The organism is Acinetobacter sp. TGL-Y2 (assembly GCF_001612555.1).
Classification (GTDB): Bacteria; Pseudomonadota; Gammaproteobacteria; order Pseudomonadales; family Moraxellaceae; genus Acinetobacter.
Genome location: NZ_CP015110.1, coordinates 1,515,046 through 1,533,187, shown reverse-complemented (window position 1 = coordinate 1,533,187; position 18,142 = coordinate 1,515,046). Strand labels below are relative to the sequence as shown.

Annotated in this window: 12 protein-coding genes and 3 pseudogenes; 5 read left to right on the top strand and 10 right to left on the bottom strand. The window is 40.9% G+C overall.

What is annotated here, in order from left to right; translation table 11 throughout:
- Window positions 1–35: 35 nt before the first annotated feature.
- From dnaX to AMD27_RS07145, 7 genes and pseudogenes are all read right to left on the bottom strand, one after another.
- Window positions 36–2,321, bottom strand: coding sequence for a DNA polymerase III subunit gamma/tau (gene dnaX / locus AMD27_RS07175; RefSeq protein ID WP_067658291.1), 2,286 nt, complete (start codon window positions 2,319–2,321; stop codon window positions 36–38).
- A 160-nt stretch (window positions 2,322–2,481) separates the two neighbouring features.
- Window positions 2,482–2,940: a copper resistance protein NlpE N-terminal domain-containing protein gene (locus AMD27_RS07170; protein ID WP_067658288.1), complete on the bottom strand. Its 459-nt coding sequence runs from the start codon at window positions 2,938–2,940 to the stop codon at window positions 2,482–2,484.
- A 114-nt stretch (window positions 2,941–3,054) separates the two neighbouring features.
- Window positions 3,055–3,669 (bottom strand): metalloprotease secretion chaperone CpaB, encoded by a 615-nt coding sequence (gene cpaB / locus AMD27_RS07165; RefSeq protein WP_150115760.1) that lies wholly within the window; start codon window positions 3,667–3,669, stop codon window positions 3,055–3,057.
- Between the two features lie 27 nt (window positions 3,670–3,696).
- Window positions 3,697–5,466, bottom strand: a complete 1,770-nt coding sequence (gene cpaA, locus AMD27_RS07160; RefSeq protein WP_067658284.1) for a metalloendopeptidase CpaA — start codon at window positions 5,464–5,466, stop codon at window positions 3,697–3,699.
- Window positions 5,467–5,562: 96 nt separating this feature from the next.
- A pseudogene (locus tag AMD27_RS07155) lies at window positions 5,563–6,845 on the bottom strand (serine hydrolase domain-containing protein).
- Window positions 6,846–6,911: 66 nt separating this feature from the next.
- Window positions 6,912–7,766: a MaoC family dehydratase gene (locus AMD27_RS07150; RefSeq protein ID WP_067658282.1), complete on the bottom strand. Its 855-nt coding sequence runs from the start codon at window positions 7,764–7,766 to the stop codon at window positions 6,912–6,914.
- Between the two features lie 271 nt (window positions 7,767–8,037).
- The gene (locus AMD27_RS07145; RefSeq protein WP_067658278.1) at window positions 8,038–9,429 is read right to left on the bottom strand and encodes a 3-oxoacyl-ACP reductase; all 1,392 of its coding nucleotides are present in this window, start codon (window positions 9,427–9,429) and stop codon (window positions 8,038–8,040) included.
- A 237-nt stretch (window positions 9,430–9,666) separates the two neighbouring features.
- On the opposite strand from AMD27_RS07145, the gene AMD27_RS07140 reads away from it, so the two are divergent.
- Complete coding sequence (locus AMD27_RS07140; protein ID WP_067658275.1) at window positions 9,667–11,193, top strand: acetyl-CoA C-acetyltransferase; 1,527 nt, start codon at window positions 9,667–9,669, stop codon at window positions 11,191–11,193.
- 344 nt (window positions 11,194–11,537) lie between these two features.
- Here AMD27_RS07140 and AMD27_RS07135 read toward each other — a convergent pair.
- Both AMD27_RS07135 and aceI read right to left on the bottom strand, forming a co-directional pair.
- Window positions 11,538–12,064 (bottom strand): annotated as a pseudogene (locus AMD27_RS07135) (hypothetical protein).
- Window positions 12,065–12,454: 390 nt separating this feature from the next.
- Window positions 12,455–12,874, bottom strand: coding sequence for a chlorhexidine efflux PACE transporter AceI (aceI, locus tag AMD27_RS07130; protein ID WP_067658272.1), 420 nt, complete (start codon window positions 12,872–12,874; stop codon window positions 12,455–12,457).
- A 96-nt stretch (window positions 12,875–12,970) separates the two neighbouring features.
- On the opposite strand from aceI, the gene AMD27_RS07125 reads away from it, so the two are divergent.
- From AMD27_RS07125 to AMD27_RS07110, 4 genes and pseudogenes are all read left to right on the top strand, one after another.
- On the top strand, window positions 12,971–13,861 hold the full coding sequence (locus AMD27_RS07125) for a LysR family transcriptional regulator (protein WP_067658269.1): 891 nt from the start codon (window positions 12,971–12,973) through the stop codon (window positions 13,859–13,861).
- 89 nt (window positions 13,862–13,950) lie between these two features.
- Window positions 13,951–14,940: a transaldolase gene (gene tal / locus AMD27_RS07120; protein WP_067658265.1), complete on the top strand. Its 990-nt coding sequence runs from the start codon at window positions 13,951–13,953 to the stop codon at window positions 14,938–14,940.
- A 181-nt stretch (window positions 14,941–15,121) separates the two neighbouring features.
- Window positions 15,122–15,769, top strand: a pseudogene (gene leuE, locus AMD27_RS07115) (leucine efflux protein LeuE).
- A 151-nt stretch (window positions 15,770–15,920) separates the two neighbouring features.
- Entirely contained in the window at window positions 15,921–17,111 is a 1,191-nt protein-coding gene (locus tag AMD27_RS07110; RefSeq protein WP_067662854.1) for a benzoate/H(+) symporter BenE family transporter, read from the top strand.
- Between the two features lie 125 nt (window positions 17,112–17,236).
- On the opposite strand, the gene map is transcribed toward AMD27_RS07110, so the two are convergent.
- Window positions 17,237–18,031, bottom strand: a complete 795-nt coding sequence (map, locus tag AMD27_RS07105; protein WP_067658262.1) for a type I methionyl aminopeptidase — start codon at window positions 18,029–18,031, stop codon at window positions 17,237–17,239.
- Window positions 18,032–18,142: the final 111 nt, after the last annotated feature.

Sequence of the window (18,142 nt, the reverse complement as noted above, 5' to 3'; positions counted from 1 at the left end):
TGAACCATGTGTTTAAATCAGGTGCTCAGTCCAATTTAAGGCTTCAATTGAATATTGTGCAACTGTCCATCAAAGCTCTCGATCAAGCCTTTTACCACGTTTTCTGTGTGTAGCAGATTTGATGCCTGCTGATACGCCCGCTGTTTACGCTGAACTTGCTGATCATACGGGGTTGCCCCGATTACATCCTGATATTGCACACTAAAGCGACTATTTGACCACTGACGTTTTAACTCGCTTTCAAGGGTTGCCTGAAACTGGGTCAGCAGCGATTCATACTTTTGCGGAATATGAAAAATACCAGCACCATCAATCGATCCTGTCATGACGCCTTGCTGGGCAAGCTCTTGAACCGCTGGAGACAATTCACTGTTTCTGAACCAATATTCCCACTTATCAACAGTCCATTCACCTTCTAAGTGCTGAGGACTCAGTTTTAAAATATCCTGTGGCATGAGTGTATTGGCATTATGATCTGTAGTGACCACGGATGCTGGTTCTATGCGATCAGGCTGATGTTGAGATGGGGATTCAGTTAACGGAGTCTCTAAATCAATTTTCGCAGATCTGTCTAAACTGTTTTCTTCAACATTTAAAGTTGCAAGTTCATTTTCTAACTGAGCAGACGGCGTCTCTTGAGTCGGATTTAAGAAAAAGATCTCTTCTGCTTGAGCGGTGGACTGAACAGCTACCGCTGACAAAGGCGCCTCACCAAACAGCGTTAAAGCCGGTTCAGCTTGCTGTTCAGACGCTATGGTTTCATTTTCTAAGATTGGCTCTACGACTGATGTATTGAGTTTTAATTCTGGAGAAACCAATGCTGCATCTGCAACATGTTCAACATGAGTAATCGCTTCGATTTCTTCATCTAAATCATCATCACTATAATCATCACTACTTGGTTCATGCATAGTCTGTTCATGTATAGCCTGCTGATGACTTGCTCCTGCAAATACTTCCTCAACTTCATCTCGAACCAATGCATCTTTTTTAAAAGCATCCTGGGCAACCGCATCTTGCGAAGTTTGCTTATCGACTTGATGAGGGTGTTGATCCGATGCTTGAGCCGCAGCTAGTAGAATATTTGAGTTTTTATCTTGTGAGATCTTTTGTTGTTGCGAGGATTCAGCATCAGAAGCTTGCGTCTGTGGTTGTGAGGCACCCTGCTGAATTTGATTATGGAAAATTTGAGTAGCCTGCACTGCTGTAGGCTGTTTCACCAACATCTCATTGGCTTGTAAGGGTCTAAACGCCAGTAAGCGCAGTACACACATTTCAAAGCCTTGCTCTTGAGTCACTGCCAGTTGCAAATCTGCACGACCTTTACACGCCACTTGATAATACAACTGTATGTCTTGAGCAGAAATCATCCCCGATAACTGCATTATTTTCTGATTAATTTCAGCGCTGTATTTTAGGCTCAAATTCGGCAGATATTGCAGCAGCGCCAACTCATGTAAAGTCGAGATCAATTGATCCAGCACCAAAGACACATCTAAAGCTTGTTGTCTAAATTGCATTAGCAAGCTACTGACCTGTTGCTGTTGATTTTGATGAATCGCCAAGATCAAATCAAAAATAATGGTGCGGTCAATCAGACCTAACATCTCTTTTACGTCTTGATGCTGAATTGAACCTTGACCATAGGCAATCGCTTGGTCGGTCAATGACAATGCATCACGCAAGGAACCTTGTGCAGATTCTGCAATTTGCCAAATCGCATCTTGCTCCGCAGTAATCTCTTCTTGGGCTAAAATATTGCTCAAGTGCGAAGTAATTTCATCGACTGCAAGCGGTCGCAGGGTAAACTGCAAACAACGCGAAATCACGGTAATGGGTAATTTTTGAGGATCTGTGGTCGCAAAAAGAAATTTAACATGTTCAGGCGGTTCTTCAAGCGTCTTTAACAGCGCATTAAAAGAATGCGTAGACAGCATATGCACTTCATCGATCAGATAGACCTTGAACCGACCTTGCGTTGGTGCATAAGGTACATTGTCTAACAGTTCACGCGTATCTTCGACCTTAGTACGTGAAGCAGCATCGATTTCAATTAAATCAATAAAACGACCTTCATTCACTGCTGTACAGGTAGCACACACCTCACACGGCGTTGACGTCACACCGGTTTCACAGTTCAAGCACTTGGCAAGAATACGGGCAATGGTGGTTTTACCCACACCACGTGTTCCTGTAAACAAATAAGCATGATGCAATCTGCCACGCTCTAAAGCGCTGGTTAATGCACGCGATACGTGATTTTGACCCACAAGTTCGATGAAATTGCGTGGACGATATTTACGTGCAAGTACCTGATACATGAATGCTCCCTTTTTACAGGTCTAAGCATACTGTTTTTTTAAACAAGAGTGAATGAAGATTATGAATTCTATTGCAAACTGCTCCATAGAAAATTCAATCGGATTATTTATATGCAGATTTGAATAAGCACTTTTAATAGATTAATCCTGAAGCTGGCAATTAGCTACTGCGCTGTAAACTGAAATCTTCAAACTCAACAAAACCATGTGCTGTCAAATCTTCACGAATCTCAAGCAACTGATGCTCTAAATCCACCAATATCAAATTGCGCTTGTTTACCCCGACCAGCTCAATCAGTTTGGAATCATTGCCTGTAAATTTGAACTGACCTTTCATCGTTTCAATATCATTATGACCGCTTAGGCTAATTCGATTCAGCACAAAAGTCTGATCAGGGTTCAGCAGTAAATCAACCGACATACCTAGACATTCATCACAACGGGAAAAACACGCCATACACGGTGTTGTGCCTTGATACTTTCCAGCCCAAAGCGGTCTAACTGCTGCCTCTGCTTGTTTAGATTTTTCAGCTACAGATGGGGTTGAAGAAGCTGTATCGCATGCCTGTAACGACAAGGTAGAAATAGCAATAAGCGGAATTAAAATTGATTTTTGCATGAGAGAATAAAAATCAGAAAACTTTACCACCTACCATAGCATATTCTATTTAAAAATCGAGCTTAAACCCAGTCTGGACTAACTCACCAATAGAAAAAGTATGAAAGCTTAGGATTAATGGGCATGCAAACCATCGCTTTCAAGAACATTTTCAGGCTTCGCCAGACCAATCCCATCTTTAATTTCTGCGACGAAACTTCCTTTATCGGTAAAAATCTTCATGACTGCATAACGATCTTGCTGACTTTGTGTAATGGTAAAGTAGTTTAAATCAGCAGGATAACCTTCAAATGTTCCTTGCCACTTCACAATATCATCATCTAATTGATCCATAGATTGGATGATTGCTTTACGGTTGATATCAAATTGCAGCATTTTCAATCCGAATTGATCACCCACCTGTCTAAATGACATTTTATCTAGATCAAAGCTGAATAAAAAACCATCTTGGTGCTGTTTAAAATGCTCAGGTAAAATTAAACTACGTACTGCATTGGGTTCAATCGCAACAAGCAATTGCTCATCCTGAGCATTGTTTTTAGACATCGATATTCGATCAATATGCTTGTTAATGGCTTGATTCGTGTGATTATTGGATACATGATGAGAAACTACATCATTTTGACTATTTTCCTGAATGATGGAATCAAGAGATTGCGGTTTAAAATACAAAAGAATTGCAGCAATCCCAACAATTGCTGCAAGCAGAATCATGAATATTTTTTTCATTAGAGCTTGATTATCTTAATATTTTAATTAACGAAATTTGGTTACGAAGGGTGCATTTTGGTTCATCAACGTCAGTGCATCAATTTGCCCTTGAATTCCCAATCGATAGCCATATTTCGGATGATACAAGCTTGGACTTGAGAAAAATGGCAAAGAATTCCCCCCCATAATCGTACTTCCTAAAGGATGGGCAAAACCACGCGCAACATCAGTTTTGTCATGATGACTTAATCCCATATTGTGACCAAACTCATGACGCATCACTGAAAGCCCACAATTGGTACTACTGGTCCCTAACATATCATAAGCTGACGGTGTTTTATTCACCCATGCCAAACCACAGCCTTCCTCATTTCCTTGGTAATAAACCGCATCCGCTTTCACTCGATCCCTTTCATTCTGAATGATTTTGTCATCACGACCTGCGCCCGTAACGTCGCCTAATTGAGTACTGCCAGGAATTCTATATTCAAGATAGCCAACATCTCGAATATAAAATTGAGCATTGGAGTTTTCTGCCGCTACATTGGTTAAATCCTGTGCCTCTAACATACGAATTTTTGCCGCATGAGCACCCAAGGACTTAGACACTTCAGGACTATTCACCAACAACATATCAATGGTAGAACTATCTCTAACCCACCCAGTATCACTAAATTTATAACGTTGGTTTTCACCTGCAGCGATGGTTTGCTTTAAGCCATTTTCTGCCGTAATCGTCGTACTCCAGTCTGCAAGTGAATTGAAGATCACCTTATCTCCAATATTGGCTTTAGACGGTAGTGCTAACTGAGCCTGCCAATTGGCATTGCCAATTTTGACTCGTATAGTCGGTTGCTTCATTTCAGGAAGTTTATGAGTGCTCAGAGATTTCGCTTCTAAATTCAATTGAGGAGAAGATATCAACACCCATTTCGCTAAATCAGCAACATACATAAACTCATAACGATCACCTCGATTTAATTTTAAAGTTGCTTGCGTATTAATATAACTATTCGAGATGCTTGCTTCCCAGCCCGCAGTTGATTTAACCACAATGCGATCACGATCTTTAGCAGTTTGTGGAAGTTCTATATTCGGAATCCAATTACCATCGGCAAAAATAACTTCAGTGAGTGGTGCTTTGATCGTCGGGATTTTCGTAGCTACATTTTGTGCTTTCAGCTGATAAGCATTTAAACTTTCAGGCACCCATTTGGCTAATTCTTTTGAATATTTAAACCAAAAACTATCTCCATTTTTAAGAACATAGCTACTTGCAAAAAGCAAATTTGAGGTATTAATTGATGAATCATAAGCCGCATCAGACACCACATTAATCAATGTACCTTCTGCAACATTATTGGGTAAAGTAATTTGACTCGCCCACTGACCATTACGCACCTGAACTTTTTGAATCATTTGATGATCACTCATCACCATAAAATCATTTAATCCATTGCTTGGGTAGCTTACGGTAGCCTTTACCAGCCATTTGTTTGAGTTTTTATCAAAAATAAAACTAAGGCTTTGCCCTTGGCGAATACTTAAAGACTCAATGGGTAAATCAGTATTCGATGTCTCCAGATAAGATGGGTAACCCGCTTCAGAGCTGATGGTAATCACATCTTTATCACTGGCTGATGTGGGCAAATTTAAGTTTTGCACCCAATTACCATTCGATAAATTAAATTGCAGATCGCTATGCCCCGAAGGAATAAGACCACTATTTTGATTGGTATTCGGGGTAATTACGGTACTTGCAACAACCCCACTGAATAAACAAGTAACAACAAACCACGATATCTTATTTTTCATTAGTAGCTCTTATTGTTAAATTTAAATTGATACTGTGTTCAGTGTATAAATATAGCCCAATGAATTCTCGTCTCAAATGCAGCTTAAGCATCAAAATTAGAACCAGCCCTTACGCCCTTTTAAAATCAAATCTGCACATCTTAAAGTTTCTTGAGTCAATCCCCAAAGCCGATAATCTCCCGTAATCGAGCCTGAAGCAAAGTTATGCGTATATGCAAAACTTAAGCCACGATCTGGATCACACCATGCACCCGAACCATTGTAGCCAATATGACCAAAACCGTGTTTGGCACGCTTACCTAAGGTCAAAACACGGTGATAACCCAAACGCCAATGCATCGGAATGGGCATCACCCGGTCACGTTTTTTATGTTGAATCTGGCTTAACTGTTTAAATACATCAGTTTCAATAAAAATCTGATTATTCCACTGCCCATGATTGGCCAGCATCGCATAAATCTTAGCCAAACTCCGCGCAGTGAAAGCACCATTTGCCGCAGGGATGCATGCTTGTATAGTGGCATCCTCAAAGAAGCTAAAATCGCGCATGGCTTTGGGCACCATTGCATCGAGAAAATCTTGAGGGTTTTGCCCCGAATATTCAATTAACTTATGACTTAAGCTCATTTTAGGGGCTTTTTTCAAAGCTGGTTTTTTTGCGTCGGCGGGTGATTGCGACTTCAAATCCTCAGGTTTCAAACCTGACGAGGTTACAATGGGTTCGCTACACGTGCAAGATGCTCAAGCCCTACGCCGAAATATGCGCCGTCTAACGCTAAAGGTTCGACCAAGTAATCATTCATTAAGCGAAGCAAAGGCTGCTTCGTGGCTTTTTCCAAAATTCCACCCACCAGCCAACCAAAAGTTAAGGCTTGATAGGCGGTGTCATGACCTACATTAAACCGAGGCTTTGCCGCTTGCAAAACCTCTAGCATATGCGCCCAATCAGACATTTCACTGGCACATTGAATCAGGTTTCGTACATCATATAAACCGGATTGATGGCTCAGCACATGGCGCAAAGTCATCTGAGATTTATCATTTTGTGCAAACTCAGGCCAATATTCAGCAATCGGCTGATCGTAATGCAAAAAACCTTTGCTTACTAAAATGTGCGCCAAAGTCGCCAAAATGCCTTTTCCAGTCGAATAGCTGATTGCCAAGGTATCGGCTTGCCACGCTTCATGTGCTGACTTTTGACCTGTATAAATATCAACAACTTTGTGACCTTGAAAATAAACCGCTAAAGCCGCGCCGCCCTTTTGACTTCGATGATCTTGTAAACGGCTGAATTGGGCGGCAAGATCTTGAAAACGTGGATCGACCTCACCTTGATAGTTGTTTGTGTTGGCAAAAATAAGCTCTCGAATAGCACGCATACGCTTCCCTATTTTTTTATTTTTATCCATTCAAAAGCCCAAATCAATTGAATTGGGCTTGATCTGTTATATCGCTTTTAAAATACCCGATACATGCGGCTTATGTGATTTTTCATTGCGAATTAAAATCTGTGTCACACTGTTTTCTTCTGCAGTCAAAAACTCGACTTTAGAGGGCAAGAACATGGGTAACTTAAAATATACATCTGCTTCATAGGCTTCTGGCAAAGTTAAACTGGCTAAGGCACGTGCCTTGCTCCACATGCCATGTGCAATCGCTTGTTTAAAACCAAAGGCTTTGGCTGTAAATGCATGAATATGAATTAAATTGAAATCACCAGATGCCATGGCATAACGGCGACCTGTATTTTCAGCCACACCCCAAACTGCTTGTAGTTGATATTCAGCAATGCTTTCGTCTTTAGTTTTAGTTGAGATCGTCTGCTGGGTTTTCTGACGAGAAAGATACGTTGTTAAGCCCTCCATGACCACTTCACCTGCCACTTTCACAGTGGTCAGAAAGTCGAACTGTAGGCCCTTATCGTGGGGCTTTAACTCACCAAATTTACACGACAAAGTCAGGTTCTCACTCACACCTACTTTACGGAATTGTTTAACTTGATTTCGAATATGCACCAAACCTAACATCGCAAAAGGAAAAGCCTCTTGCGCCATCATATGCATTTGTAAACTTTGTGAAGTTACAGCCAAATAGGTCGCAGAAACTTCACCGTTATTCTGATAACCACACACTTCATTATAAGCTGCAAGGTGTTTTTGATCGATATTGAATTGATCCACCACATATTCAACCTGTGGCAATACCTGCTCACCTTTAGGCTTTTTAAAAATAAGCCCTTGAATGACCTTCGGATAAGCCAAGTAAGGCTTAGGCAGTTGACTAAAATGGCGAGTATTCATAATAAACCTTTTGTAATTTTATAATGCCTAAAGATTAAAGTCCTCTTGCAAAGACCACAAGAGGATTTCAACGCATCTGTAAGCTTTCATCTATTTTAAATAAAATGATGGGGTAGAATGCCAAAGTACACGAACACTTCAATCCCCAAGCACTTTAATGCTCAATGATAAAATCTTAACCCTGATCTTAAACATAACCCTGATTTTGACCTGCTGATCAAGCAGGTCAAAAATCATTTTCTAGATCGACAGATAGATCGAAAAAGCACGATTAAGCGCCGATCAGACTCTGACCGCAGACACGTACCACATTACCACTTAACCCCGTAGATGCAGTCGATGCAAATAAAGCGATAGTTTCCGCAACATCGACAGGAAGCCCCCCTTGGCTCATAGAATTCATACGGCGTCCAGCTTCACGAATCGCAAACGGAATCGCAGCTGTCATTTGCGTTTCAATAAATCCAGGTGCAACGGCATTGATGGTGACACCATTTTTAAGCAATGGCGCGGTGAATTTTACCAGTCCAATCACCCCTGCTTTAGAGGCTGCATAGTTGGTTTGTCCCAAGTTTCCAGCAATACCTGAAATTGAAGACACACAGACAATGCGACCATTTTCACTTAAACCATTATTTTCAAGCAAGTAATCATTTACGCGTTCAATGGCAGACAAGTTGATGTTAATCACCAAATCCCACAGTTCAGGTTTCATATTGGCTAAGGTCTTGTCACGGGTGATCCCAGCGTTATGCACAATCACATCAAGCCCGCCTTGTGCAGCTGCTGCCGCTTTGATCTTTTCACCCGCATCTGCCGCGGTAATATCAATCGCTAAGGTAGAACCACCGACTTCACTGGCAACGCGGTCCAAATCTGCTTGCTGCTGAGGCACATCTAAACAAATCACATGCGCGCCGTCACGTGACAAAACATGCGCAATCGCTTCACCAATACCACGACTGGCACCAGTCACCACTGCCGTTTTGCCTGCAAGCGGTTTCGCCCAATCAATATCGATGACCGTTGCTTTAGAGACACGAATCACTTGACCCGAAACATAAGCTGAACGTGGTGATAAAACAAAACGTAGTGAAGACTCTAGGTTTTGCGCTGCATCTTGATCGACATAAACCAGTTGCGCTGCGATACCCTTCTTGAACTCCTTACCCACTGACTTTACAAAGCCTTCAAGTGCGCGCTGTGCAATCGCTTGCTTGACTGTCGGTGCCGATTCTGGGGTTAAACCGACCACAATCACACGACCTGAGTTTTGAATTTGACGCGCAATCGGATTAAAAAATGCATGTAATTCTTTTAATTGTTCAGAATGTTGAATGCCTGAGGCATCAAAAATAACCGCTTTGAATTTAGACTCTTTATCGCCTTCGTTAAATGCACTTAAACTTAAACCGACTTTTGCTGCGGCTTGCTGTAAGGCTGAATTATTGCCAGCATAACTATTGGCATGGATATTACTTAAGATTTGAGCAATCTCAGCTGACAATGTACTGTTTGGGGCAGCACCCAACAAAACTGCACCTTGAATAACAGGCGTTGCAGACTCAAAGCGATCGAGTTGTAACGGTGACGGTAAACCTAGATTTTTAATGACGAATTTACCAATCGGAGATTTAGAAAATGCTTGATATTGGTCAGTCATGAATATGATCTCTTGAAAATAATTTTTTAATGGATCTAAGTGATCTATAAACTTCAGTTTATTGTCAGATACTTATAATATAATTGATCCATACGTTTGAGTTAAATAATACTTGAGTTAATCTATGTATGTCTTGACCTGAATGCACAGCTAAATGTCATTAAAGTCAATTCGACCTTTTTTTTAATATGCTAATGTAGCGCACAAGAATATCGCAAACATGCTTGGAAAAGCCTTATGAGCAAAACAACTCAAGAAAATCCAACAGTCGAGAATTCTGCGAAAGAAACGGTGTCAAATACGTCAAAAACTCGTTCAAATACGAGTAAAAGTACCGCATCGACTCCACAGCTCGCAAATACTCAAAAAACGTCTAATCCCCGTTCTACGTCATCACGTCGTAAAACCCAGACTTCAAATACAAAAAAAGCTGAATCGACAGCTTTAACGACTACTCAATCTGCTGTTCCACAGGATAATACTATGAGTCAAACTACTATTCGCCGTGTGGCTATTATTGGGGGAAATCGTATTCCCTTCGCTCGCTCAAATGGTGCGTATTTTCAAGCCTCCAACTCAGACATGCTCACTGCAGCGTTAAATGGTTTGGTAGAACGCTTTGGTTTACACGGTCAACGTTTAGGTGAAGTGGTTGCAGGTGCTGTGCTTAAACATAGCCGTGATTTTAATATGACCCGTGAATGTGTACTGGACACTGAACTTGCACCAGAAACACCTGCATATGACATCCAACAGGCTTGTGGTACAGGTCTACAAGCGGCATTTTCTGTGGCCAATAAAATTGCACTCGGTCAAATTGACGTGGGTATTGCAGGCGGTGTGGATACCACCTCAGATGCCCCTATCGCATTTGGCGATGGCTTACGTAAAGCTCTGCTTGAGCTGAACATTGCCAAGACAGCTAAAGATCGTCTAAAAGCCTTGACCAAAATTAATGTCAAAGATTTGCTTGATGCACCAAAAAATGGTGAACCACGTACAGGTCTATCGATGGGTGACCATCAAGCGATTACCACCCTTGAGTGGGGTATTTCTCGTGAAGCACAAGATGAACTTGCAGCCAAGTCACATCAAAATATGGCAAAAGCCTATGAAGAAGGCTTCTTCGATGACTTGATCACACCTTTCTTAGGTTTAGAGCGTGACAATAACTTGCGTCCAGATTCTAGCGTTGAAAAATTGGCAAAGTTAAAACCTGCTTTTGGTAAAGGCGATGCGCGCACCATGACTGCGGGCAACTCAACTCCGTTGACCGATGGTGCTTCTGTGGTATTACTGGCTTCAGAAGAATGGGCAAAAGCCAATGGTCACGAAGTACTGGCTTATTTAAGTTTCTCTGAAACTGCTGCGGTCGACTTCATTGGTAAGAAAGAAGGCTTGCTGATGGCACCAGCCTATGCAGTACCGCGTATGCTAGAACGCGCAGGTCTTAAACTTCAAGATTTTGATTACTATGAAATTCATGAAGCCTTTGCATCACAAGTGCTTTCAACCCTTAAAGCATGGGAAGATCCTAAATTCTGTAAAGAGCGTTTAGGTTTAGATGCACCGTTAGGTTCAATTGACCGCACTAAACTTAACGTCAAAGGTTCATCTTTGGCTGCAGGTCACCCATTTGCTGCAACAGGCGGTCGTATTATTGCTAGCGCTGCGAAACTGATTAACCAAAAAGGTTCAGGTCGTGTACTGGTATCAATCTGCGCTGCCGGCGGTCAAGGTGTAACCGCTATTATTGAAAAATAATCGGATCATTTTGAAGTAAGTTTGAAAAAGCATCTCATATGAGGTGCTTTTTTTGAATTGAGTCTTTTATATTGATAACTTGGTAGAAAAATTAAAGACTATCAAGCCTCTATAATGATTCCATCTCTACCATAAAGACAATCCACATGAATGCCTTCAAAGCGCAAGTTGGATGTTATTTAAAAGCTTAAGCCTCCTATATTTCTGTATCCATCGTTTTAATTTGAGATTTCTTCGCATTGTGTTGCGCTTTTTAGCGAATCAACTAAAGTCGGTCTTCCAAGCAAAAAAAAAGCACCTGTTTATAGGTGCTTTTTTAAATTCCTGCGTTTTTGACTTAAAGTCTAGCGTGTAACACGATCCCAAGCTGCCTTAACCGCAATTCTTGCTTCATTCCAAGTCAGGCGAGATGAACCTCTAACCTGATCCCATTTGATTTTAAGATCATTTTCTACATCTTCAAAACGGGTATTTGCATCATACTCATGACGATGTTGATAGCCGATACGATAGGCATTTTCGTAATCTCGTTCGTAATCTAAGTCTGAGTAAGTGGTTAGCGTTTCTGCATAATAAGACGTCGTTTGTGCAGTCTGTCTCCAATACGCTTCTTCTTCGGTCGGATTAATTGCTTCAGCAGCGCCTTTACCCGCCAGACCACCCACTATAGCACCTACAGCCCCACCTACTAATGCGCCAATTGGCCCACCGACTGCGCCCACTGCTGCTCCAACTACAGCACCTCCTGTTGCACCTACCCAGTTCCAACAGGATGCGCACCTGACTCGCCCGTAATTGGGTCTGCATTCAAATCATCTCGAGCATCTTTAGGCAGGTTTTTGACAATGTCACGATCAAATTTATCATTCATTTTCGTATTATCCTTTTATCATGCTTTTAAAATTAAGCTCAAATCACTGCATATAAAATTTATGTATTTAACCTATTCTTAAACAGTGCAAGATTGAATATAGAGGAGATATTGCAATTCAAATGCTTCAAAATGTCTTTTTCCAGTTAAGGTCTGTATAGGCATCAATACCACCTCCTCTTTTTACAATCAAAATGAGGTAGTGCTAAAAACCAACGTGTAATAATTCATTTATATATTTTAATATCAATAACTTATTATTTTTATCACGTCGTATTCATGCACTACCCAAAATGATAGCAAGTTGACATTTTCAAATAAAAGTACTTAGACCTGAATTAAATTGTCCTAGATTGGCCTAAAAATTATGCATTTTCACTGTAAACCAAATTAGGCACGCTCTATGTTTAGATGATTCTCGATCGTGTCATAACACCATTGGAAAATAAAGGTATACACCAAGATACCCATCGTCAGAGAGAAATCCAATACAATCGCCTGCCAGATGCCCATATTTAATGCGTAAGCAATCATGGGAATCGTCGCAAGCATTAAACCACCTTCAAACCCAATCGCATGTAAGATACGCACAGGCACGGTTCTTTTTAGATTTCTTTGTTTTTCAAATTTTTCAAATAAATGGTTAAACAACATATTCCAGATGACTGAGGTGAGTGCCATCACCACACCCAATATGCCAGTGACTTCGAGTGGCAAATCGAAAAAATAACTCAGTAAAAGTGCAATCACGATCAATAGAATAATTTCATAGCTCAGCGCATGAATGATTCTTCTTTTAGTTAAAAACATGGTCTCTACATCAGTGTGAATTTAGGCACATTTTATTTTGAAAAAAATGATTAATCGAGTTAGATTCTTTCAATATATCTGATAGATTGCTGCATCATGAATTTAAATCAAGAACAACTAACCATTTTTAAAACCGTGATTGAAACTGGCTCATTCTCTGCCGCAGCACGACTGCTAGGCAAAGTGCCTTCCGCGATTAGCATGTCCATAGCCAATTTAGAAATTGATCTAAATCTCCAGCTTTTTGAACGTGTTGGACGTGAACCCAAACCCACCACCCAAGCATTGCTCTTGTATGAGAAAACTGAACAACTTTTGGTAGAGATGAATCAGTGGAAGCAACATGCTTTTTCACTGAGCAATGGCTTGGAACCTGCTTTAAATATTGTAGTGGTGTCTGAGCTGCTACATATGCGCTGGACTGAATATATTTTATTGCTTGAAAAGCAATTTCCTTTACTACAAATCAATATCATGACTGCGCCGCAAGAAGATGCTTTAGAGATGCTGATGAATCAAACTGCACAGTTAGCCTTAATGTTTGAACGTGAAGTTCTAGAGAGCAGTGAGCAATTTGTGGAGCTTAAGCGGGAGCTATTAGTGCCCGTCATTGCGACTGATCATCCGCTTGCAACGTGTAGACATGTAAGTTTTGAGCAAATTCAGCAGACTCGGCAAATTGTGGTCGCAAGTCGTGACAAAACCATTAAGCCCGAACTGCTGTATTCCAAACAGTATTGGCGCACCGATAACCATCATTCGGCCAGCTTATTAATTCTTGAAAAATTAGGTTGGGGGGTATTGCCTGAGCAAATGCTGATTGAAAATCCACGCCTAAAAAAACAACTGAAGATTTTACAACTCTCCGATTTCACGCCTAAATTTGAATACTATGTTGATTTGGTTTGGAGCCGTGAGAGCCAGCTCGGCTCTGCTGCTCATTTTTTGATTAATCACATCAGAAAGCAGCGTATTTTGCATAAATAATCATGAATATTGGTCATTTTAAAGCTCATTCAAAATAATCCTGTGATATAAAAGAGCTAACAAGTATTTTAACTAAGAATTATATTGTAATGACACAGACAGCATTAGACCAATTAAAAGCGCTCACCACAATTGTTGCAGACACTGGCGATCTCACAGCCATTGAGCAATTTCGTCCACTCGATGCGACCACCAATCCTTCTTTAATTACGGCAGCCGCATCACTGCCTGAAAATAAAGACCTAATCGAATCAGCTTATGCTCAGGCACGTTCTGAGGGCTATGAAAGTGATTTACTCATTGAACGCACCATTGACATTCTCACGGTCAAGCTCGGTGTTGAGATCTTAAAGATTGTTGAAGGCCGTGTATCCACCGAAGTTGATGCTGCACTGTCTTATAACACCGCTGAAACAGTAGCCAAAGCCAAAGAATTGCTTGCGCTGTATGCGTCTTACGGTGTTAAACAAGACCGCATCTTAATTAAGATTGCGTCCACATGGCAAGGTATACAAGCGGCTAAGATTTTGGAAGCTGAAGGTATTCATTGCAACCTCACCTTACTCTTTGGTTTACATCAAGCCAAAGCCTGTGCCGATGCGAAAGTGACCCTGATTTCTCCCTTTGTTGGTCGCATTTTAGATTGGTATAAAAAGGCTGAGCAAGTTGAGCATTATCCGATTGACCGTGATCCAGGTGTCGTATCTGTCAAACAAATTTATGAATTTTATAAAAAGCATCAGGTGAAAACTGAAATTATGGGTGCAAGCTTCCGTAGCGTGGATCAAGTCCTTGGCTTAGCAGGATGTGACTTGCTAACGGTGGCTCCACATCTGCTTGCAGAACTGTCAAAAGATCAGCGCAAAGTTCAAGCTCAATTGGTAGCTTTAGCGCCAGATCATGAGGCGATTGCACAATATCAAGCGATCACTGAAGCGCAGTTTAAAACCGAACTGGAACATGATTTAATGGCATTTCAACTACTGCAAAGTGGCATTGATGGCTTTATCAAAGCGCGCCAACAATTAGATCATTTACTACGTGAATCTTTTGGTATTGATGCTGAGATTCGTGCTTAAGAACAAAGCTCATGATTTTTATCATTCTATTTTACATAGATCATGAGCCGTCTTTTTAAAAAAGCAGTTTTACTCATCGTGATCTAGCTAGTCGTATTGTTATGTTTAATAAAAATCGAGCCACGTCACTGGCTCGATTTTGTTTACGTCAAAAGTACTTATCTTTAAGTCGAGAATTCACGTGTTTGGCATTACAGAATTAGTCACCTTTATCATTGGTACCCTTTTGATTGTCTTGTTGCCTGGCCCCAACTCACTTTATGTAATGTCAATTGCCACACGTTACGGTGTCAAAACAGGCTACGTTGGTGCGCTCGGCGTCTTCTTTGGCGACTGTATTCTGATTCTGTGTACTGTTTTAGGTGCAGCCACGGTTTTACATACCTTCCCGTGGGTGTTTGTTACGCTTAAAATTGTAGGCGCAGTGTATTTATCTTATTTGGGGCTTCGCTTACTCATGGCAGGGTTTCATACGTGGACTTGAAAACCACAGCAGATTCAAGCGTCCCAAAGTACAGTACATCCCGCTTTTCATCCTTTTCGCACCGCACTCACCATCAGTTTATTCAACCCGAAAGCAATCTTATTTTATCTGTCATTTTTTGTTCAATTTGTAGATCCTCTCTATCCTTATCCTGCCTTAAGCTTTTCTATTCTTGCGATTATTTTACAAATCTTAAGTATGACGTATCTGACTGTCTTGATTTTTTCAGGGATTAAAATTGCAGGTTATTTCAATTCTAAACATCGATTATCCGCAGTTGCCGTAGCCAGCATTGGACTTCTATTTTGTCTCTTTGGCGTTAAATTGGCATTTTCCACTGTCTAAAGCAAAATAAATGTTGCAAAACAAGACAGCATAAATAGCGACTATTTTTTGAGATAAAATAAGATTTTTTCTATGATCGATATTTTGATCCACGTATGATGGTGTCTGAATTTAAATTACCAATGAACAATAATCTACGACAATGCCAAAAATGCCCTCCAAGCTTCTTCAAGACTTTTCTATACCTGCCGTGTTTGCAGGTTTCATCACTTTTCTGATTGGGATTAGTGTCTCTTCCGTCTTGGTGATACAAGCCGCACAAATTCTCGGTGCGAGTACAGCACAAATCAGTTCTTGGTTTTGGGCATTAGGACTTAGTATCGGGCTTTCGGGTTTATTTTTATCTTGGAAGTTTAAATATCCAGTTGCAACCTCATGGTCCACCGCGGGCTTAGCACTAATTATTGCAACAGGAAATGGCTATTCCTTAAACGAGGCAATCGGTGCATTTCTTATTTGCGGTGTGATTACAGCCACTCTAGGATTCTTAGGCGTCTTTGAGAAAATACTACAGTTTATTCCTCAAAGCCTGACCAGTGCCATGTTAGCAGGTGTGCTGCTAAAATTTGGAATCGCGATTTTTGCCAGTCTTGAACAAGATTGGGGCTTTATCTTAAGTTTGCTGGCTATTTATTTTGTTGCTAAAAAAGCAGCACAACGTTATTGCATTGTCATTACAGTTTTAGCTGGGTTTATCATTTGTCCTTTGTTTATGCATTTTCACATTCCGACACTGGATTGGTCACTTGCACAGCCTATATGGATTAGCCCACAATTTAGTTTAGCGGGTCTACTCGGTTTAGCGCTTCCTCTTTTTATTATTAACATGGCTTCGCAGTACCTACCCGGTCTTGCCATGATTCAAAGCTATGGTTATAAACCCCATGTGAAGCACTTAGTGGGTTGGACCGGTTTAGTGCAAGCCTTCTTCGCACCCTTCGGTGCTTTCTCCTCAAACATTGCCGCCATAAGTGCAGCCGTGAGTCTAGATGATCAAGTGCATCCCGATCCAAGTAAACGTTATATCGCGGGTATGAGCTGTGGTTTTTTTTATATTCTCATGGGCTTATTTGCAGCTACACTGACCAGCTTACTCATGGCATTTCCAAGTATATTTATTGTGGCTTTGGCGGGAATTGCACTGTTTGCTACCATCGGACATAACATTGCGCTAGCCTTTCAAAAGATTGATGAAAGAGAAGCTGCGCTCATGACCTTTCTATTTTCAGCGTCAGGGGTACAATTCTTTGGCATTGGCTCAGCTTTTTGGGGCTTAGTCTTTGGCTGGCTCGTATACGGAGTGATGAAATACACTTGGAAAAGACCAAACTTAAAAACATAACTTAAAAAGCTCATTTAAAAAGCTCATTTAAAAATAAATGGACAAGTATTAAAAAACCTATTCAACTGGGAAGATACGCAGAATAGGTTTTTGGATATCATATTTATTACAATCACGTTTTAGGTCTAAATTTCAGGATATGCCCCTGTGCCTTCTGGCCAAGGGGTAAGTAATTCAAAACCAGTATCGGTCACAGCAACCATGTGTTCCCACTGCGCAGACCATGATTTATCGGCTGTTACTACGGTCCATCCATCTTTTAATTCTTTAACACGAGCTTTGCCCATATTCACCATCGGCTCAATGGTGAACACCATACCTTTTTTAAGCTCAATACCTTGACCCGCTTGACCATAATGCAACACATTCGGTTGTTCGTGATAAACCTTCCCAATGCCGTGACCGCAGTATTCACGCACAATACTATACCCTTCACGCTGTGCCACGGTTTGAATGGCATACCCCACATCACCCAAGGTTGCGCCCGGTTTGACTGCATGAATCCCCGCAAGCATGGCTTCATAGGTGGTATCGACCAGTTTTTTCGCTTCTGGTTTAATGTGACCGACGTAATACATACGACTGGTGTCGCCGTAGTAATCATCTTTGATAATCGCCACATCAATATTAATAATATCACCGTCTTCTAATATCGTTTTAGCAGATGGAATCCCATGACATACCACTTCATTGGGTGAAATACAGGTGGTTTTGGTATAACCATAATAACCAATATTGGCCGGAATCACTTTCAGCATATTCACAATATACGTATGACAAATATCATCTAAATATTCAGTGGTCACACCCGGCTTTACGTACTCACCGATCATTGCTAAAACTTCAGCTGCCAAACGCCCAGATATTCTCAACTTTTCAATATCTTGCTCGGTTTTAATACTTATTTTAGCCGCCTTCATGTCAACCACCTCAAATTTATTCTGCTCGATTATAAGCTTTTAAGGTTGATATTTCTCAACCCCAAATCAACATGTTTGCTTTTTAAACAAAATAAGAATTTCAGCGTCTAA